Genomic DNA, 19,523 nt, shown 5'->3' with positions numbered 1-19,523 from the left:
ATGGACTTGATCCGCATCATCATCGCGATATTGCTGCCGCCGCTGGGGGTGTTCCTGCAAGTCGGCCTGGGGGGCGCCTTCTGGCTTAACATCCTGCTGACCTTGTTGGGCTATATCCCGGGGATCATTCATGCGGTCTGGATCATTGCCCGTCGCTAAGAGTTGACCCACGAGCAATCGGGCCCGGCCATTCGGCCGGGCTTTTTTTGTGCTTGCAAGCGAGGCGGTGTAAAGTCCCCGATCGACTGCGTGGCTTGTGGCATCTCACGCGAATCACCAAGAACTTGTCGGGATCGGAGACGTTCGCCTCGCGGATGCATCTGCCGGCTCGGCCGTGGGCCACTGTCATGGGCACAGCGGCCAGGAAGGAACCAGATGGGCGACTCTTTCATCGATCAGAATCACTTCAAGCGAATCCTCAACCGCAACGTGGCGGTGCCTCTGGGTTTCGGGTTCCTCAGCGCGTTTTTCTTCAGTGCCATCGTTTATTTCTTGCTCAACGTCAGCCACTGGGTAGAGCGCTCGGTGGTGGGCGTCGGCTACGCCCACGACATGCTCAAGGTGACGGGAGATCTTGAGGCCTCGATGCGTGGCTACCTTATCGCCGGAGAACAGGTGTTTCTCGAGCCCTACCGTAATCAGCTGCCGGTGTACGAAAGCCTGTTCGAACAGATGACCACGTTCGCCGCTGACGATCCGGTACAGCTCAATAGAGTCGAGCGCATCGGCCGGCTTCATGAACAATGGATCGCTTTCGCCGGGGAGGCGATCGAGCGCAGGGATCAGAACCTGCCTGTCATCGAGTATGTCCGCAGCCATAGAGGGCTTGAATTGAAGGAAGAGCAGCGTCGTCTGCTCAACGAGTTCATCGCCCACGAAAGGCAGGTCCGAGCCGAACGTACCGACACGACCGAAACGATCACCACCGCGCTGATTGGCGGTTTTCTGCTGTTCAGCCTGATCTTCAGCGGCCTGCTGGTCTATTTCGGGCGGCGTGACCTGATCAGTCTGTCGGACAGTTACTCGGAGTCGCTCGAACAGCAACAGGCGCACGCCGCCGCTCTGGAAAAGCAGGCCTGGTATCGAACAGGCCAGACCCAGCTCAGCGAATCAATGATTGGCGAACAGGCCTTGCCGACCTTGGGTCAGAACGTGCTTGGCTTCCTCGCGCGCTACCTGGGCATGAGCGTTGGTGCGCTCTACGTCACACAGGATGGCAAACTGCAGCGCGTCGCTGAGTTCGGCTGGGACCGGGAACGTCTGCAATCCGGTCGCGCGCTGGAGCTTGGCGAGGGGCTGGTGGGCCAGGTGGCCCTGGAGCGCCGCGTGATGCGGCTCGACAATGTGCCGCAGGGTTACCTGAACGTCAGCTCGGCGCTGGGCAGCGCTGACGCTGCGTCCGTGCTGATCTTTCCTGTCGAGGACAGCGGCATGGTCAACGCCGTGCTTGAGGTCGGCTTCTTGCGGCCCTTGCTTGATGAAGACCGCGAATTGCTGCAGCGGGTCAGCGAGAACATCGGCTCGGCCATTGAGGCCGCGCGCTACCGTCAGCGTCTGCAGCGCATGCTCGCTGAAACCCAGCAACTCAACGAGGAGTTGCAGGTGCAGCAGGAAGAGCTGCGCGCGGCCAACGAGGAGCTCGAAGAGCAGTCAAACGCCTTGCGTGAGTCGCAGGCACACATGGAAGAGCAGCAGGCCGAGCTGGAACAGACCAACGAGCAACTTGCCGAACAGACCCAGGCGCTGGCGCTGCAGCGCGACGAAATGGACCTGAAGAACCATCGCTTGCATGAGGTGCAGCTGATGCTCGAAGAGCGCGCCGATGAGTTGCAGCGCGCCAGTCGTTATAAATCGGAATTCCTCGCCAACATGTCCCACGAGCTGCGCACGCCGCTGAACAGCTCGCTGATTTTGGCCAAATTGCTGGCAGACAATCCGCACGGAAATCTGCAGGAAGACCAGGTGCAGTTCGCACGCTCGATCTACTCGGCAGGCAACGATCTGCTCAGTCTGATCAATGACATTCTGGATATCTCCAAGGTCGAAGCCGGCAAGCTGGATGTACACCCCGAGCTGTTGATCCTGACGCGGTTGGTCGATGGATTGAAGAGCCTGTTTCTCGCCCAGGCGCTGGAAAAGACCTTGCAGTTCGACGTTCAACTCGACGAAAGCGTGCCATCCAGCCTCTTTACCGACCGGCAACGGCTGGAGCAGATTCTCAAGAACCTGCTGTCCAACGCCTTCAAGTTCACCGAGAAGGGCTCGGTCGAACTTCGGGTTACGCGACGTGACGACCAGCAGATCGCCTTTGCCGTGCATGATTCGGGAATCGGTATCCCTGCCGATCAGCAGGAGGTGATCTTCGAAGCCTTCCGTCAGGCCGATGGCACCACCAACCGCCGTTATGGCGGCACCGGGCTAGGCTTGTCGATCTCTCGCGAGCTGGCCCAGCTGCTCGGTGGCACCATCGAGGTCAGCAGCGAGCCGGGGGCCGGCAGCGTGTTCACCTTGGTCGTTCCGGAGAACTACAGTGCCCCGGTGGCCGAGCAGGAGCCCGAGCCACTACCTGCGCCGATCAATATCCAGGCCTCGCCTGCACCCGTGGCGACTCCGATTGCTGCAACGCCGCGACCAGTGCTGGAGCAAGCCGAAGGCGTAGCAGCCCTGGCGGACGACCGCGAGCGCTTTCCGTTCGAGCGTTCGGTGCTGGTGATTGAGGACGAGCCGCAGTTTGCCGGCATTCTTCGCGACCTGGCACACGAACTGAAATACAGCTGCCTGATCGCGCAGAACGCCGACCACGGCTTCGACACCGCGGTGCAGTACCGACCTGATGCGATCCTGCTGGACATGCGGTTGCCAGACCATTCGGGGCTGACCGTGCTTGAACGGCTCAAGGAAAATCCCATCACCCGCCACATCCCGGTGCACATCGTGTCGGTGGAGGATCGCAAGGAAGCCGCGATGCAGATGGGCGCCATCGGCTACGCGACCAAACCAACAACCCGCGAAGACCTCAAGGCCGTGTTCGGCCGCTTCGAGGAGAAGCTGGCGCAGAAGGTCAAACGTATCCTGCTGGTCGAAGACGACGCTCGTCAGCGCGAAAGCGTCTCGCGGTTGATCGAGGACACCGATATCGAGATCACCGCGGTGGAGTTTGGTCAGCAAGCCCTCGAGCTGCTGCGTACCACGGTCTTCGACTGCATGATCATCGACCTCAAACTGCCAGACATGGATGGCCATGAGCTGCTCGAACGCATGGCGCGCGAGGACATCTGCTCGTTCCCGCCGGTGATCGTCTATACCGGACGTAACCTGACCCGCGACGAAGAAGCGGCGCTGATGAAATATTCGCGCTCGATCATCATCAAGGGCGCGCGTTCGCCGGAGCGCTTGCTCGACGAGGTCACGCTGTTCCTGCACAAGGTGGAGTCCGACATGCCGCCGGAGCGGCAAAAGATGCTCAAAAGCGTGCGCAGCCGGGAAAAGGCCTTCGAGGGCCGCAAGATTCTGGTGGTCGACGACGACGTGCGCAACGTTTTCGCGCTAACCAGCGCTTTGGAGCAGAAGGGCGCGCTGATCGAGATTGCCCGCAACGGCTACGAGGCCATCTCGCAGCTCCAGAATGTCGGCGATATCGACCTGGTGCTGATGGACATCATGATGCCGGAGATGGATGGCTTCACCGCCATGCAGGAAATCCGCAAGGACTTGCGCTTCGCCAAGCTGCCAATCATCGCCGTGACCGCAAAAGCGATGAAGGATGATCAGGATCGCTGTCTGCGGTCGGGCGCCAACGATTACCTGGCCAAACCCATCGACCTGGACCGTCTGTTCTCGCTGATCCGCGTCTGGCTGCCAAAGGTGGAGCTGCTCTGACATGCCGGACCGCAACCAGGCCATCGAGCTGAAGCTGCTGATCGAAGCGATCTACCTGCGCTACAGCTACGATTTTCGCGACTATTCAGGTGCTTCGCTCAAGCGCCGCGTGCTGCTGGCGCTGAAGCAGATGCGCTGCGAGAGCATTTCGGAATTGCAGCGCCGGATTCTCTACGACTCGCAGGCGTTCATGGAGCTGCTACAGTTCCTCACCATCCCGGTGAGCGAGATGTTCCGTGACCCCAGCTATTACATGGCGTTGCGTGAGCAGGTGATCCCGGTACTGCGCACTTACCCGTCACTGAAGATCTGGATTGCCGGTTGCAGTACGGGCGAAGAGGTCTACTCAATGGCGATCCTGCTCAAGGAAGAAGGGCTGCTTGATCGCACAATCTTGTACGCAACAGATATCAACCCAAGGTCGCTGGAGCGTGCGCGGCAGGGCATCTTCAACATCGATAACATGCGCCTGTACACCGACAACTATCAAAGTGCCGGTGGCAAGCACAGCTTGAGTGATTACTATACCGCTGCATACGACTCGGCAATCATGGATAAGTCCTTGAGAGAGAACGTAACGTTCGCCGATCACAGCTTGGCGACCGACAGCGTATTCGCCGAAACGCAGTTGATTTCCTGCCGCAACGTGCTGATCTATTTCAACAAGCCGCTGCAAGATCGGGCCTTTGGCCTGTTTCTCGATTCGCTCTGTCATCGCGGCTTTCTCGGCCTCGGCAGCAAGGAAACCCTTGAGTTTTCCGGTTATGCCGAGCGGTTCGAAGCCTTCAACAAGCAGGAAAGGATTTTCCGCAAGCTATGAAAGCTCCCGCCGAAGCCTCAACCAAGCTGCCCGCCCGGCCTGTGGATGCCGTAGTGATCGGCGCATCGGCTGGCGGGTTGGCCGCGCTCAGTGCGCTGGTGTCGGGGTTGCCGTGTTCGTTTCGCTTGCCGCTGCTGATGGTTCAGCATGTGCCCCCGAAAGGGCCGACCCAGCTGGTGGAGATCTTCCAACGCAAGACCGATCTGGGTGTGAAGGAAGCGCGCGATAAGGAGCCGGTTCACGGGGGCACGCTCTACTTTGCAGCACCCGGCTATCACCTGCTGGTCGAGGCGGACATGACCTTGTCTCTCAGCCAGGATGAGGCGATGCATTTTTCAAGACCTTCGATTGACGTGCTCTTCGAGTCAGCGGCAGATGTCTGGGGCGACCGCGTCGCCGGCATCCTCCTGACCGGGGCCAACGAGGACGGCGCCGCCGGTCTCGAGTCGATCAAGCAGGCTGGCGGCCTCACAATCGTTCAGGATCCCGGCGAAGCCGAGGTGCCGACGATGCCACTTGCTGCACTCCAGCGCTTCGCGCCGGATTACATTTTGCCCTTACGCGATATTCATCGATTGTTGCGTGATCTGGAGTGACCTATGCCCAACCAAACCGATGAAGCGAACCTGCTGATCGTCGACGATTTGCCGGAAAATCTGCTGGCGCTGGAGGCCCTGCTAAAGGGCCCGGGTATCCAAGTGCATCAGGCCGAGTCGGCTGAGCAGGCGCTTGAGCTGCTGCTCCGCCACGAGTTTGCACTGGCCATTCTCGATGTCCAGATGCCGGGCATGGATGGTTTCCAGCTGGCCGAGCTGATGCGCGGTACCGAGCGCACCAAGCAGATCCCCATTGTCTTTGTCAGCGCTGCCGGCCGCGAGCTCGACTATGCCTTCAAAGGCTACGAAAGCGGTGCCGTCGACTTCATGCAGAAGCCGCTGGACACCCACGCCGTGCGCAGCAAGGTCAGCGTGTTCGTCGACCTGTATCGCAACCGCAAGCGTCTGGCGCGTCAGCTGGAAGAGCTGGAGCGCAGCCGCCGCGAACAGGAAGTGCTGCTCGACGAGCTGCGCAGCACCCAGGCCGAGCTGGAGAATGCGGTGCGCATGCGCGACAACTTCATGTCGATCGTCTCCCATGAGCTGAAGACGCCGCTCAATACGCTCATTCTGGAAGTGCAGTTGCGTAAATTACAGCTCGGTCGAGAGAGCGGCGCGGCGTTCAGCGAGGACAAGCTGCGGCAGATGGTCGACAAGGACGAGCGGCAGGTCCAGAGCCTGATCCGCCTGATCGACGACATGCTCGATGTCTCGCGTATCCGCACCGGCAAGCTGTCGATTCGGCCGACGCAGGTGGATTTGGGAAAGCTCGTAGCCAGCGTGGTGGAAAATTTCGCCCCGCAAATGGAAGTGAGCGGCTGCACACTGCTGTTCCAGCGCCCCGAACCGATCATCGGTTGCTGGGACGAGTTTCGTATCGAGCAGGTGCTGGCCAACTTGCTCACCAATGCCATGCGTTACGGTGCGGGTAGTCCTGTGCAGGTGAGCGTCTGCGCGAGCGAGTCTGGTGCCTGTATCGAAGTGTGCGACCAGGGTATTGGGATCAGCCCAAAGAGCCTGGAACGCATTTTCTGCCAGTTCGAGCGCGCCGAAGGCAGCGAATGCAGCGCAGGACTCGGCCTTGGGTTGTTCATTGCAGAGCAGATCGTCAAAGCGCACAAAGGCCAGATTCAAGTCGAGAGTGAAGAGGGCAAGGGGGCGCTGTTCAGGGTTCTGCTGCCATTGAACGCCAACGCCAACGCTTGAGGCGCACGGGCGCGCATCAGGTCCAGGTCAGCTGTGGCCATCCCCGGGTTTCAGCTTGTTCACGCAATAGCGGGTCGGGGTTCACGACCCGCGGATGCGCCACTTGCTCTAGCAGCGGCAGGTCATTGATCGAGTCGGAGTAGAAGTGCGCGCCCTCCAGCGATTCGCCCGCCGCCTCTGCCCACTCACGTAACCGCGTCACCTTGCCTTCACGGTAGGTCAGCACACCACGGGTGTTGCCGCTGTAGAAACCGTGCTGTTCCTCCAGCTGAATAGCCAGCACGTCTTGGATCCCGAGGCGTTCAGCGACGGCCCCGACGAGGAACGCCGCCGAAGCGGAAATCACCAGAATGCGATCACCGGCCTTGCGATGCTCGGCAATGCAGCGCATGGCATCGTTATAGATCAACGGCTCGATCACATCCTCGACGAAGGGTTCGACGACATGGTCCACCTCTTCAGCCGTACGGCCTACCAGGGGTGTTAGGCTGAACGCCATGTAGTCTTCCATCGCCAAGGTGCCGAAGGCGTATTCGGCCATCAGCTCTGCATCCTTGCGCAGGAAGGATTCTCCGTCCACCCAGCCGATCTTGGCCATTTCATGGGCCCATAGGCTGGCGCAGTCACCATCAATCAGTGTTTCGTCCAGGTCGAAAATTGCCAGGGCCATCAAGCCACCTCGTGAATTGCCGAAGCGTCGATGGTAAGGCCAACCTGGCAGCCGCGGGGAAAGAGATCGGCGGCGGAGCGATTCAATACATCGACCAGCAGCTCAACGCCGCGCGCCTCGACGCGGTATCGAATCACGTTGCCAAGCAAACTATGACTTTTGATCACGGCGGCAATGACGTTGCCGCCGTCGGCGGAGTGGATCAGCACAATGGCTTCCGGACGGATCGCCACCTGCGCATCGACCGGGCGTTGCAACAACCGTGAGGCGATGTCCGGCGCGAGCAGGTTGTAGTTGCCGATAAAGCCGGCCGCGAAGGCATCCACCGGCGCCGTGTAGAGGGTCTCGGCATCGGCGCTCTGGACGATGCGACCGGCGTTCATCAGCAGGATGCGGTCCGAGAGGGTCAACGCCTCCTCTTGATCGTGGGTCACGAAAATGGTGGTCAATCCCAGTTCCTGCTGGATCGCGCGGATCTGGTCGCGCAGGTGCTTGCGAATGCGCGCATCCAGCGCTGACAAGGGCTCATCAAGTAACAGCAGGCGAGGGCGGGTCACCAGCGAACGCGCCAGGGCCACGCGCTGACACTGGCCACCGGAAAGCTGGCTGGGGTAGCGACGGGCGAAGTCGTTCAGCTCGACCATCGCCAGCACGTCGGCCACCCGCCGTGCGTTTTCGTCGCGCCCGATCTTTTGCATGCGCAGGCCGAAGGCGACGTTCTGCTCGACCGTCATGTTCGGGAACAGTGCGTAGCTCTGAAACACCATGCCGATGTTGCGCTTTTGCGGTGACAGCGGCACCAGATCCTCGCCGTCGAGCAGGATCTGTCCGCCATCCACCTCGGTCAGGCCGGCGATGCACCGCAGCAGGGTCGACTTGCCGCAGCCGGAGGGGCCGAGCAGGGTGACCAGCTCACCTTTGGCAATTTCACAACCGATGTCGCTGAAAACTCGGGTATCGCCGAAAGCCTTGTGCAGGCCGCGAATGGATAGGTAGCTCATAGGGCCGTCCCGTTCTGGTTGGTTGCAGCGGTGGGCTGAGTCATGAAGCTCGCTCACGGTTTAGCCGAGTCGCCGCCCAGGTAAACACCAGTACAAAGAAGAAATAGGAGATCACCAGCGCGCTGTTGAAGTGGCCGCTGCTGTTTTTCATGTTGTTCAGGTAGACCTGTAGGGTTTCGTAGCGGGTGCCAACCAGCAGGTTGGCGAAGACGAACTCGCCGAACAGAAAGGAGAAGGACAGAAACAGCGACACCATCAACCCCTTGCGCAGGTTCGGCAGCACCACCAGAAAAGCCGCCTTCCAGGTGCTGGCGCCGAGCAGGTGGGCCGCGTCCATCAGGTCGCGCAGGTTGATCGCCTGCAGGTTGTTGCTGATCGCGCGATACATGAAGGGCAGGGCGATGGTGAAGTAGGCGCCGATGAGGATCCAGGGCGTACCGACCATCGCCAGCGGGCCGGAGCCATAGAGCTGCAACAGCCCGACCGAGGACACCACCGGCGGCACCGCGAAGGGCAGCAGGATCAGGATGTTCATCAGGCCGTCGAGCTTCGGGAAGTGGTAATGCACCACGAACAGCAGCGGCAGGATCAGCACGACCGCCAGCGCCAGGGCGCCGAAGCAGACCAGCAAGGACTGGCCGAAGGCACGCAGGAAGCGCTCTTCACTCCACAGTTGCAGATACCAGTCGAAGGTCAGCCCATCCGGCAGGATAGTCGCCGACCAGCTGCTGGAGATCGAATAAAGAAAAGTCGCCGCCAATGGCAGCAGCAGGATCAGGAACAGCAGCCAGACCACGACACGGTGGTAGAGCAGGCCGCGCCTGGCTTCAGCGGCTCGCATGGTAGCTCCTCCGCAGCAGCAGCTGATGCGCCACGGTGATGACCGCCATCAGCCCCACCAGCACCATCGCCAGGGCACTGGCCATGTTCGGATCCAGAGAGATGTCCCCGGAGATCATCGCCGCGATGCGGATCGGCAACACGTTGAAGTTGCCTGTGGTGAGGTAGTAGACGGTGGCATAGGCGCCCAACGCGTTGGCCAGCAGGATGACGAAGGTGCCGAGCAACGCCGGCGTGAGGACCGGCAGACCGATGTAGCGCCAGTAGCTCCAGGTGCCGGCACCGAGCAGCGAGGCCGATTCGCGCCAATCTTCTCGCAGCGCGTCGAACGCGGGGTAGAGCAGCAACACGCCCAGCGGGATCTGGAAATAGGTGTAGAGCACGATCAGGCCGGTCTTGGAGTAAAGGTTGAAGTCCTCGATGATGCCGGCCTGCTTGAGCAGGATTGTCAGTGCCCCGTTGAATCCGAGCAGGATGACGAAGGCGAACGCCAGCGGTACGCCCGCAAAGTTGCTGGTCATGTTGGAAAAGGCCATGACGAAGTCACGCAGTCTGGAATCGACCTGACGCAGCGAATAACTGCCAAGGATCGCAATGACGATGCCGAACAGGCTTGACCAGAAAGAGATTTGCAGACTGTGCTTGATGGCTTGCAGGTAGAACTTCGAGCCGAATATTTTCTGGAAGTTGGCCAAGCCCCAACCTTCCGGCGTGTTCAGGCTGTTGACCGTCACCCACAGCAGCGGGGCGATCTGAAAAACGAAAAAGAACAGCCCGAAAGGCAACAGGCAGAGCAGCGCCAGGCGTTTGCCACGTGGCAGTCTACGGCTCACTGCGGTTGGAGCGGCAGGGTTGCGTACGGCCGCAGTCTTGAGGTTGTTCTGGAGCGGCGCGGTCATTTCAGCAGCGCCTGGCACAGCGGTTTGTCGTGTGCGATCCCGAGCAGTTCGCACAGCGTGCCGCACAGGTCGGTCTGTTTCGGTCGGGCAGACGGGTCGAGGCTGAACGCCGAGCCCAGCACGAACAACGGCACCTCACGCTCTTCGGGCAGCAAGCCATTGTGGGAGCGATCGTTGTTCATGCCGTGGTCGGCCGTGACCATCACCTGGTAGCCGTCATCCAGCCATCGGTGCAGGTATTCCGCCAGCAGGATGTCGGCGCGCCGCCCCGCGTTGCGGTATTGAGACGAATCCAGGCCATGCTTGTGGCCGGCATCGTCGATATTCATCGGGTGCACCAGCAGGAAGTCGGGGCTATGCCGCAGCCGCAGGCTTTCCGCGTCGGCGAACAGGTGTGAATCCGGGTAGTGATCTTCGTAGTAGAAATGCCCGTGCTGGATCGGCAGCTCGGGGGTGTCGTTGTGACGGTCGCGTGCCGCGTGAAACGGCGCGCGGTTGTAGAGCTCGCTGACCCAGTGATAGGCCGCGGCCGCCGTGCTTTTCCCGGCATCTTGCGCGTAGTGGAAGATGCTGCGCTCGGTGGACAGCCGCACCACGTCGTTGTGCACGATTCCGCTCTCGATGGGCGGCACGCCGGTGAGAATGCACTCGTACAGCGGTCGGGAGAGTGCCGGCAGTTCGCACTGCAACTGATACAAGGCGCCGCGCCCGGCGATGCAATACGCCTGCAGGTGTCCGAGCGCGTGCTCGGCAACTCCGTAGTTGAGGCCGTCCAGCACAACGAGGATGGCTTTACCCATGCTTGGGTTTCCTACCTGATGTTTTCTGTAGGGGCAGGCTCGCTCGCGAAAGCGACCCTTAGTCGAGCCCCTTCGCGAGCGAGCATGCTCATGGCTGGCGGAGAGACCCCGCCGCCAATCACTCCATCTCGATGATCACGTTTTCCTGCCATTGCTGCGGCAGCGCCTTGGAGGTCGCTTCCCAGGCTTCGGCATTCTCGATGGGCTTGACCTTGGCGTATTGCTCGTTCGACAGCAGCTTCGCCTGAACCTCGGCCGGCAGGGTCAGGTGCTCGGCGCGAATCGGGCGAGCGTTGCCCTTGGCCAGATTGATCTGCCCAGCGTCGGAGAGGATGTACTCACGCGCCAGTTTGGCGGCGTTGGGGTGCTTGGCCCATTTGTTGATGATGGTCGTATAGCCGGAAATCACCGAACCGTCGGAGGGGATCAGCACCTCGAAGCGGCTCGGGTCGATCTGGTCCCGGTAGGACAGGCCATTGAAGTCCCAGACCACGCCAACTTCCACTTCGCCGCGCTCCAGTGTCTGGATCGTTGGGTTCGATAAGGACAGGCGGCCCTGCTTAGCGATTTCGGCGAAATAATCCAGGCCCGGCTGGATGTTCGTTTCGTCACCACCGTTGGCGATGGCGGCCGCCAGCACACCGTTTACGGCCTGAGCGGCAGCGCTGACGTCACCGATGGCGACCTTGTAGGTGCCATCCTTGAGCTCGGCCCAGGAGGACGGTGCCTTGTCGACCAGTTGTTTGTTGACGATAAAGGCAATCGAGCCGGTGTAGGCCAGCATCCAGTGGCCGTCCTTGTCCTTCGCCCAGTCCGGAATCTGCTCCCAGGTGCTTGGCTTATAGGCCTGCGTGACGCCCTGCTGCACCGCAATCGGCCCGAACGCGGCGCCGACGTCGCCAATGTCGGCTGTGGCGTTGTCTTTCTCGGCGGCGAACTTGGCGATCTCCTGCGCCGAGCTCATGTCGGTGTCCATGTGCTTGAGACCGTACTTTTTCTCCAGGTCCTGCCAGGTGTCCTTCCAGTTGGCCCAGCTGTCCGGCATGCCGACACTGTTGACCTCACCTTCCGCTCGCGCCGCCTCTTCGAGGCCTTTCAGGTCCGTTTGTGCAGCGTTTGCCGATGTCGCCAGGGCAATCGCCGATCCCAGCAGTGATGCCAGCAGCAGTCGTTTCATCAGAAGCTCCTTTCGCAGGTCGGGTTGGTCTAGATCAACAAGACTGGAGCCAATCTAGGCGGTGCAAATGACATTTTGATGTCGTTGCCTCCGCCGCCGCCCGTTAGAGCGACACCGCGACAGGAGTGCCGTAGCAAGCCTAGCTCAGCCTGAGCGCCTTGCCTGGCGGGGCCTATCGAAAATTGCCGATACGCTTGAGTGGACCAAAACACCCCCTGTGGCGGCCGGCATTGCGTGCCAATGTCATGCGGCGGTCATCCGGCTTGCCTAACCTGCAAAGCGTTTGCGGCTGAAATGACGAGAGCAAGCGCTCCGTCTTGGTGCTGGACTAGTCCAGCTGGGGAGAAAGTGATGCGTGACGAGGCACCGCGAGCGGTTACGGCAATTTGTCGGTCCTTGCAGGAGCAGATCGCCCATGGATTGCTCCAGCCCGGCGGGCAGTTGCCATCCGAGCGCAAACTCAGCGAGCTCTTCGACACTACGCGCATCACACTGAGAGAGGCGCTGGGCCAGCTCGAGTCGCAAGGGTTGATCTACCGGGAAGATCGCCGCGGATGGTTCGTCTCACCGCCTCGGATCGCTTACAACCCGCTGGTGCGCAGCCACTTCCACGCCATGGTCCGCGAGCAGGGCAGGCTCCCGGCAACCGAAGTCTTGACCGCCCGGTTAGTGCCCGCCGCAGCCGACATCTGCGCGCGACTGGGATTGCCCGCGCTGTCCGGCGTCGTCCAGATCCGCCGCGCCCGGCGCATCGATGGTCGGCTGGTACTCTATGTCGAACACTACCTGAACCCCAGCTATTTCCCAGGCATCCTCGACTACGACCTGACCCGCTCGCTGACCGAGCTGTACGCCAGCGAATACGGGATCCACTACGGCCGGGTCCGCTTCGACATGGTCCCCACCGCCCTGGATCCCGAAGCGGCCACCACCCTGCGCACCGCCCCCGGCAGCCCAGCCCTGCGCATCACCCGCCTCAACCGCGACCAGCATGACCGGTTGATCGATTGCGATGTGGAGTACTGGCGGCACGATGCGATTCATGTGTGCGTGGAGGTGCCGGAGTAGGGGGGGGGCCGATTTGGGTGAGTAACGGCTGGGTAATTCAGACTTCCAAACCGCGTTCACGCTCCAAGTCGATCAGCCGTGTGGTTGGGCCATTGGATTGCAGCCGTTCGGTGACGAGCTGTGGCCAGCGGTTGCGGGAGCGGCGCCTGGCGATGTTGTAGGTGAACTCTTGCAGCCAATCCATTGGATAAAACAATAAATGGCCCAAATACAGCACGGTATCGCTGCCAGTCAGGTAGTTCTTGCCGCCCGCCTCGGCCTTTTTTTCGGCAATCTTTTGGCGTTGGTAAGCGAGAAATCCGGTGGGTTTTATATGGGCAGCCAACATGGAGGTAACAAAGGCATCGGACTCGCTGCGCTGGCCGTTCTCGTCGAACCAAGGGCCGTTGTCCATATAGGCGCGCAGCCACTCCCAGAAGCCCTTCTGCATCGCCAGGGTCTTGCCCATGGGCAGACCCAGAGTCACCAATAGGGCGTTGTCCGGCTCGCCCAGGCGCCGCACCAAGATTTCCAGCGAGGCATTACGCATGCCGCCGGTGTGCGGGCCTAGCATGACGAACTCGCCGGCCAGCGCCTGGATGCCGTCCCAGGGGCTGTGGTACAGCTCGCCGTCATGGTCGAAATAGACCTCGCGGGTGCGGCGATTGAATAGGATGGGCAATGGTAGTGGGCGGAAGAGTTCCCAAAGGAAGGGGGCGATAAGCATAGGGACACAAATCCAGAGCATGGACGGTACTAGATCCCAACGCTGGGCGACTAGAGCTATAAAGGCCACGACAATTAGCAGCATTACCCCTCCACCACCTAACACCCCAGTGGCCAGCCCTCTATCCGTATCCCCTCCCGCCTTCAATGCCAGGTAGTGCTCGGTATGTTCATCGGTGACGAACATCTCCCAAGGCTTTTCCCCCGTGGATTGTTCTGCGTGCAGAATCACGCTGGACGCCTGCCCAAAGCGGGCACGGGCTTGCTGGATCAGGTCGCTTACAGCCATGCAAGTTCCTTGATTTCAATGGCGGGCAGGGTCAGGCCCTCGATGGGGGAGTAGGACAGCTCGCCACTGATGGCATTCAGCTCGCGCCCCTCTTCCTCGTGGTAGACACGACGGTAGACGGCCACGCTGGGCTCCACTTTGACCCGAGTGCCTCCTTGGTGGTCGAAGTCTCTACCGGTCCACTCCACCGGCTTGCGTGCGCCGCCAAGGCCGAAGAAGCCGCCCCAGATCTCCGTACCCTTGAAGTGGATCATGGTGTCGGCCAACGCATCCTTACCGGGCAGGCGTAGCAACAGGTACGTAATCTGCTGCATGCCGTGATACGGGTTCAGTTCATTGAGGCGGTAGGCCTGAAAGGTTATAGGGAAGACGATCTTGTAGAACTCGGTCATCGATCGCTCGTAGCTATTGGCCCAGTCGGCTGGGCGGGAGCCAAAGCGGGTGTGCTTGACCCAGGCCTCTAGCGGGGTGTCCAGGGTGTATTGCCGGGCGATGACCCCGCCGACGATTAGAATGGTGACGCCCAGAGCGCGGGCCGCCAAGTGCGGCGCTGCACCCACACCGCGGCCTAGAGCGGCGGCCTCGCCGGCAATTACCGCCGCGCGGGCGGCGCGCACGGCCCGGAAGGTTTTCGCATACAGAACCAGATTGGTACCAGAGGCGAGGCTGAGGCCGGCATTGATGGCGGCGGTGTCCATGTCTCCCGCCTTGTAGGCGTCCAGGGTTTCGATGCCATAGACCAGTACATCGAAGCCCGAAGTAATCGATTGAAGAAAAGCTGTTTTAGCTCCAATACTTAAAGCCCTTGTCAATGCTGTTTGTGACGATAAGGAATGCGTACCTGCAACCTTAGTAGTTGCTTCCCAGTCAACCTCAGCCACTCTTTGCCATACGGCAGATACGGCAGATGACATTCCCATGAAACCGCCAGCGAGACTCAGCTTGCTCTTGGCCGTGCCATCCAGAACTTGTACACCACCCCATACAAAATTCACCCCCGCCACCAATGCCACCAAGCACTTGAGCGGCGCCTTTTCCAGCCCCCCTTTGCTGAGGCCGAGCATATCCTTCAGGTTGGCATCTGCCGCCAGATGGCCGCTCAGGGCAGGCAGGTTCTTCGCTGGTAGCAGCCGGAAGAACGGCAGAGCGGCGCTTACTGCGATGCTCAATTGCGTGGGTTTGAGCCGAGCCGCCAGCTTCGGCCTTGTGCCCATTAGGTCGCTCATCCACTCGCCCAATTGGCGCTGGCTAACCAGCTCTACCGCCAGCCGTTGTTGGCTGCGTGCCAGCGCTGCCGCCAGATAGATTTGTCCGGCTGTTTTGGCTCCTTCATTGGAGCGCTGCAGGCCGAGTCCGGCAATGGGAGCCAGGGCGGCAAACAAGGCTTCAAGTACAGAGCCTTGGGTGTGCTTGGCCAGCTTCTCTGCGGCTTTGTTAAGCAGCTCTGCCATCTGACGGGCTTCGTCCAGCAAGTCTGCACCGTTGCTTTTCACGCCGTCGGCGAGCCCGGTCAGCGCATTGATTTCTCCCACGCCCAGGCGTTTGCCCAGCCCCAACAGCGACCATAGCAGCCTGGGTTTGCCGGTTTGTTCGTGGGGCGTCAGGGCGCTGGCGATGGCTTTGGCGCCTAGGCTGGTGGCTGATGGGCCGAGGCAGGCGGCGGCGAAATGCAGTTCCAGCGCCGTACGTGCGCCGGCTTGGCTGATATCGAAGTGGCCGCAGGCCGTGTCCAGGCTGGCCGGCCCGGTTTTCGCTAAGGTGTTGAACCAGTCCGCCCAGAGGCTACTGAGGCGGCGAATATCGGCAGCATGGTTGTCCTCTTCTTGCGTATGCTCCTGCCAGGCGGCCCTCAGTTTCGAGTAATCGGTGATGCTGCGTAATTGTCCGCCGATTTGCCGGTCGCTCTCGGCCAGAGACTTGAGCACGCCGGCGATGGCCCAATCCTCACCGCGTGTTTCGCGGGTGATGTTGAATGCTTGCTGGCGGGCGCGGACCAGCTCGGCCAAGTCGAGCAACACGCCCCAGGGATCGTCGAGCAGGGCATAGGCCTGCTGTTCGCAGCGCTGCATGTCGCCGAGCAGGCGGGGCCAGGCGGGGCGATGCGCGGTGGAGGGTTCGCAGCTCCAGCCGTAGCCGTTAGCGTCCATGTAGTCGCCAATTCGCTCGTGAATAGTACGGGCGGGGCCGCTGAAAGGTGCAGCACCAGGGCTTATTTCGCGCATCACCCGTTGGCATACACCAGGCTTGGTCTTGGCCGCGGCAAACTGCGCGTCGCTCCACTGAGTAGGCGACCAGGCCAGCAGGGCTTTCTCGCCTGCGGGCAATAGCAGATAGGGCAGGCTGCGCCCATCGATAACTTTGCCAGCGCGCGGGGTCTGCGCCAGGGCGGCTTGGTGGACGCGGTACTCAACCATCTTGCTCAGGCCGCTTTGCCAGACGTACAGCCAACCGTCGCGTAGCAGTCGGGCGGTGTAGTTCAGAGGCCGCCCCTGTAGCTCCAGGTTTTGCGCGTCATCGCCGAGGTAGGGGAATGTGCCCTGCAAGGGCGGCAAGCCGTAAGCGCTGGTCTCTACCGCCAGCGTCGGGCCGAGGGCGTAGCGCAGTGGCAGCACTGCGCTGAGCAGTGGGCAGGCTGCAGCGGACAGTTGGGTCGAGCGGGGAGCTTGGGCGGTCATGCGTCCACATCCTGTGTTGTGTCCTCTTGGCTTGCCAGTGCCTGCAGAAGAGGCAAATCAAGCGTCAGCCGGGCGGCTATACCTTGGTCGGCGACGGCCATATCCTGTTGCGGCTGTTCATAGTGCCAAGCGCAGACGACGCCGACCTCATGGCGAAGCCAGATGCGCTCGACACGATGCCAGAACCCTTCGGGCCATTGGGTCTTCGCCAACCAAGCGCGGTATAGCGGACGAGCGTCGCCCAGACGCAGCCAGAGCTCACGACCATCCGGCGCAAAGACTCGCGCTCGGCGTTGCATGATTCGGTAGAGGTCGTCCACCGACACATCGCTCTCCAACCAGACGCCATCCAGTATTTCGCTGCCGGTTCTCCAAGCTTCATAGGCTGCGCTGCCAGTGGGCGCATCCAGTAGGATGGGACCGGCGTCGGCTATCGGTTCGTAGGGTGTGCCGAGCAATAACGGCCGGGGCTGATGGCTTGGGAAGTGTTGGTAGAGCCAGGCAAACGAGTTTTCATAGCGGGCGCCGTCCAGCAGAACGGCTCCGCTGCCGACGGTACTGGGAAGACTCATGCCTTGTCCTCCACAGAAGTCTTGGCTGCCTCGCAAACTTCGCAGATACCCGCTTGTGTGCTGCGAAACAGAATATTTTGTTTGACCAGTGCTTCCAGAGGAATCCCCGCCTTGTCCGCATCTGCAGGCTTGACCTGCCCCGGCAGGATCGACGCAACCTCCGAGCCCTTACCCGGACTACCACCTGAATTCATCCTGATCAGCGGCCCGACCATCGTGATGCCACCCGCGTCCAGCTTGATAAAGCTGCCTGCGGCCTTGAAGGTCAGTTCGCTGCCGGCTTCGAGCACCACTTTCAGGCCGCTGGAGAGGTGGATTTCCTGGCCAGCCTTGATGAGCTGGCCGTTGCCCAGTTTGATGTGCTGGCTGTCGCCCACCGTGAGGTGGTCGGTGGCCTTGATCTCGATCTTGCGGTCTGAATGGGTAGTGCGGTGCTCTTCGGCGCGGTATTCGCTGTAGCTGTTGGCCTCAACGGTGTCGTGGCGTTCGTGACCGACGCGGATCTTCTGGTCGTGTTCGATGTTCTCGTCCCAGTCGCGCTGGGCGTGAATATATAACTGCTCGGCGCCCTTGCGGTCTTCGATGCGTAGCTCGTTGTAGCCGCCACCGCCTGGACTGCTCAGGGTTTTGAAGACGCTACGGGTCTTGTTTGCGGGCAGCTCGTAAGGAGCGGCGTTTTCCTTGTGATACAGGCAACCCGTTACGAGAGGCTGGTCGGGGTCGCCTTCGAGGAAGGTGACCAGCACTTCCATGCCAACTCGGGGAATGGCGATGCCGCCGTAGCGGTCGCCGGCCCAGCTCGAACTTACGCGCAGCCAGCAGCTGGTGTGTTCATCGGCTTTGCCTTCGCGGTCCCAGAAGAACTGCACCTTCACCCGGCCGTATTGGTCGCAATGGATCTCTTCTCCATCCGGGCCGGTCACTACCGCGCTCTGGCTGCCGAGAATGCGAGGTTTGGGGTGACTGAGCGCGGGGCGGAAGGCTACGGACCAAGGCGTGGCGCTGAAGTGGTTTCGGTAGCCTTGGATGAAGTCGTTGCTGGCAAAGAGTTTCTCTCCGTGGAGGGGAGAGGGCGTCGGCGCGGAGGTGCCTGAAAACTCAGTGACGGACTCTTCCAACACCTGCGGTTGCTTGCCTTCATGGACAACTTCGGTCAGCAGCCAGAGCTGATTCCAGTCGCTGCGCGGATGAGCGGTTACGGGAAGGAAATGACCGCTGACAAGCCGCGGCTGATCGCTGTCACCCTCGGCCAGTTCGAAATCGTGACGGTGACGCTCCAGGGCCCGGCGGGACAGGTGCTTGCCGCGCTCGCGGTCGACGAAGCGGCCGGGATAGTCGTAGTTCTCGAGGTCCGGCTGAGTGCCGCTGCTAACCTCCGCCTCCATCGTCAGACGAGGTTTTTCGAAGTCGTAATCGCGCCGGGTAACGCGGCTGGTGCGGGTCTCGACGCGCACGCCGAAGCGCTTGATGACCGGCTTATCGGCGACCATACCGCTGTCCTGCTGATAGGCAACGGAGGCAAGCGTCGGGAACACCGTCTGGTCATCACCAAATACCAGCAGGTGGCCGGTTTCGCTGTGCTGAAAGTGGTAGTGAATGCCTTCTTCTTCGCAGAGGCGCTGGATGAAGCGCAGATCCGTTTCATCGTACTGAACGCAGTAGTCCCGCTTGGGATAGAGCACCGGTCCAAGGTCGAAACGATGGCGATCGCCAGCAAGGATGCCGTGCTCATCAAGCACCTTCGCAATGATCTGCGGTACCGAGAGTTGCTGGAAGATGCGTTGGTTGGTGCGGTGTGACAGATAGGCGAGCTGTGGACGCAAGGTGACGCGATAGCGCGTCAGACGTTTGCCTGAATTGCCTTGCGCTGCACTGTAGATCAGGCCATGGATACCCTTGCCGCCAGGCGACAGGGTTAGAAAGGCGCGCTGATGCAGCAGGCCTTCCAGGTCGAGATCGGGGCGTTCACTGACCAATTCGAGATCGAACGCGAAGGGCTGCGAGATGGCCTCTCGCCCTTTGAATTCGAGTACCTGCAGGTCATGTTGGACGCCTTCAACAATTAGGCTGAAATGCGTTTCGTTGGCCGGATTGAACATTCCCTGTTCCTTTGTAACCAGTCCATGGCAGCGACCCGATAGCGGTTCGCAAGGCGGCAATGCCTGTATTTCAGGGGTGCCGTAGCGCGGATTGGAGCAGCGCCCAGTTCCGCAGAAATCTGGCAGCTATTCTCGCTCTTTCGGGCAATTGCTCATGTGAAGCACTGCGTTGTTTACCGATTGCGTTCGCTGAAAACGCATCGGCCAGGGTAAGCCTGGCCGATGCG

16 protein-coding genes are annotated in these 19,523 nt (G+C 60.9%); 6 read left to right on the top strand and 10 right to left on the bottom strand.

All coding sequences use genetic code 11. The annotated features are described in order from the left end of the window. From AAGW23_RS01210 to AAGW23_RS01190, 5 genes are all read left to right on the top strand, one after another. A complete protein-coding gene (locus AAGW23_RS01210; RefSeq protein WP_045423855.1) occupies positions 1-159 on the top strand; it encodes a YqaE/Pmp3 family membrane protein in 159 nt (52 codons plus the stop codon). A 216-nt stretch (positions 160-375) separates the two neighbouring features. Beyond that, positions 376-3,879 (top strand): response regulator, encoded by a 3,504-nt coding sequence (locus AAGW23_RS01205; protein WP_342404522.1) that lies wholly within the window; start codon positions 376-378, stop codon positions 3,877-3,879. Between the two features lies 1 nt (position 3,880). Continuing rightward, positions 3,881-4,699 carry a CheR family methyltransferase gene (locus tag AAGW23_RS01200; protein WP_342404521.1) on the top strand — a complete coding sequence of 273 codons (819 nt, stop codon included), beginning with the start codon at positions 3,881-3,883 and terminating at the stop codon, positions 4,697-4,699. After that, entirely contained in the window at positions 4,696-5,295 is a 600-nt protein-coding gene (locus tag AAGW23_RS01195) for a chemotaxis protein CheB (protein WP_342404520.1), read from the top strand. Before AAGW23_RS01200 ends, AAGW23_RS01195 begins: the two co-directional genes overlap by 4 nt. A gap of 3 nt (positions 5,296-5,298) precedes the next feature. Further along, positions 5,299-6,501 carry a hybrid sensor histidine kinase/response regulator gene (locus AAGW23_RS01190; protein WP_342404519.1) on the top strand — a complete coding sequence of 401 codons (1,203 nt, stop codon included), beginning with the start codon at positions 5,299-5,301 and terminating at the stop codon, positions 6,499-6,501. A gap of 16 nt (positions 6,502-6,517) precedes the next feature. On the opposite strand, the gene AAGW23_RS01185 is transcribed toward AAGW23_RS01190, so the two are convergent. From AAGW23_RS01185 to AAGW23_RS01160, 6 genes are all read right to left on the bottom strand, one after another. Further along, positions 6,518-7,171, bottom strand: a complete 654-nt coding sequence (locus AAGW23_RS01185) for an HAD family hydrolase (RefSeq protein ID WP_342404518.1) — start codon at positions 7,169-7,171, stop codon at positions 6,518-6,520. Continuing rightward, positions 7,171-8,172, bottom strand: coding sequence for an ABC transporter ATP-binding protein (locus tag AAGW23_RS01180; protein WP_342404517.1), 1,002 nt, complete (start codon positions 8,170-8,172; stop codon positions 7,171-7,173). Before AAGW23_RS01180 ends, AAGW23_RS01185 begins: the two co-directional genes overlap by 1 nt. Positions 8,173-8,212: 40 nt before the next feature. Continuing rightward, positions 8,213-9,013 (bottom strand): ABC transporter permease, encoded by an 801-nt coding sequence (locus tag AAGW23_RS01175; protein WP_342404516.1) that lies wholly within the window; start codon positions 9,011-9,013, stop codon positions 8,213-8,215. After that, positions 9,000-9,833, bottom strand: coding sequence for an ABC transporter permease subunit (locus tag AAGW23_RS01170; RefSeq protein WP_342404936.1), 834 nt, complete (start codon positions 9,831-9,833; stop codon positions 9,000-9,002). Before AAGW23_RS01170 ends, AAGW23_RS01175 begins: the two co-directional genes overlap by 14 nt. 74 nt (positions 9,834-9,907) lie before the next feature. After that, positions 9,908-10,711, bottom strand: coding sequence for an alkaline phosphatase family protein (locus AAGW23_RS01165; RefSeq protein ID WP_342404515.1), 804 nt, complete (start codon positions 10,709-10,711; stop codon positions 9,908-9,910). A 118-nt stretch (positions 10,712-10,829) separates the two neighbouring features. Next, a complete protein-coding gene (locus tag AAGW23_RS01160) occupies positions 10,830-11,888 on the bottom strand; it encodes an ABC transporter substrate-binding protein (RefSeq protein WP_342404513.1) in 1,059 nt (352 codons plus the stop codon). A gap of 351 nt (positions 11,889-12,239) precedes the next feature. On the opposite strand from AAGW23_RS01160, the gene AAGW23_RS01155 reads away from it, so the two are divergent. Beyond that, positions 12,240-12,956: a UTRA domain-containing protein gene (locus AAGW23_RS01155; protein WP_342404511.1), complete on the top strand. Its 717-nt coding sequence runs from the start codon at positions 12,240-12,242 to the stop codon at positions 12,954-12,956. 37 nt (positions 12,957-12,993) lie between these two features. Here AAGW23_RS01155 and AAGW23_RS01150 read toward each other — a convergent pair whose 3' ends face one another. From AAGW23_RS01150 to tssI, 4 genes are read right to left on the bottom strand one after another with little or no spacing between them, the layout of a single operon-like run. Continuing rightward, positions 12,994-13,950 (bottom strand): hypothetical protein, encoded by a 957-nt coding sequence (locus AAGW23_RS01150; protein WP_342404510.1) that lies wholly within the window; start codon positions 13,948-13,950, stop codon positions 12,994-12,996. Beyond that, positions 13,941-16,625, bottom strand: a complete 2,685-nt coding sequence (locus tag AAGW23_RS01145) for a toxin VasX (protein ID WP_342404509.1) — start codon at positions 16,623-16,625, stop codon at positions 13,941-13,943. The genes AAGW23_RS01150 and AAGW23_RS01145 overlap by 10 nt, the downstream gene beginning before the upstream one ends. Beyond that, positions 16,622-17,197 carry a DUF4123 domain-containing protein gene (locus AAGW23_RS01140; RefSeq protein ID WP_342404508.1) on the bottom strand — a complete coding sequence of 192 codons (576 nt, stop codon included), beginning with the start codon at positions 17,195-17,197 and terminating at the stop codon, positions 16,622-16,624. The genes AAGW23_RS01145 and AAGW23_RS01140 overlap by 4 nt, the downstream gene beginning before the upstream one ends. Further along, positions 17,194-19,296 carry a type VI secretion system tip protein TssI/VgrG gene (gene tssI, locus AAGW23_RS01135; protein WP_342404507.1) on the bottom strand — a complete coding sequence of 701 codons (2,103 nt, stop codon included), beginning with the start codon at positions 19,294-19,296 and terminating at the stop codon, positions 17,194-17,196. The genes AAGW23_RS01140 and tssI overlap by 4 nt, the downstream gene beginning before the upstream one ends. Positions 19,297-19,523: the final 227 nt, after the last annotated feature.

It is taken from the genome of Stutzerimonas chloritidismutans (assembly GCF_038562055.1).
Taxonomy (GTDB): domain Bacteria; phylum Pseudomonadota; class Gammaproteobacteria; order Pseudomonadales; family Pseudomonadaceae; genus Stutzerimonas; species Stutzerimonas chloritidismutans_A.
Note: the sequence above shows the minus strand (reverse complement) of the source record. Positions and strands in the feature narration are given on the sequence as shown.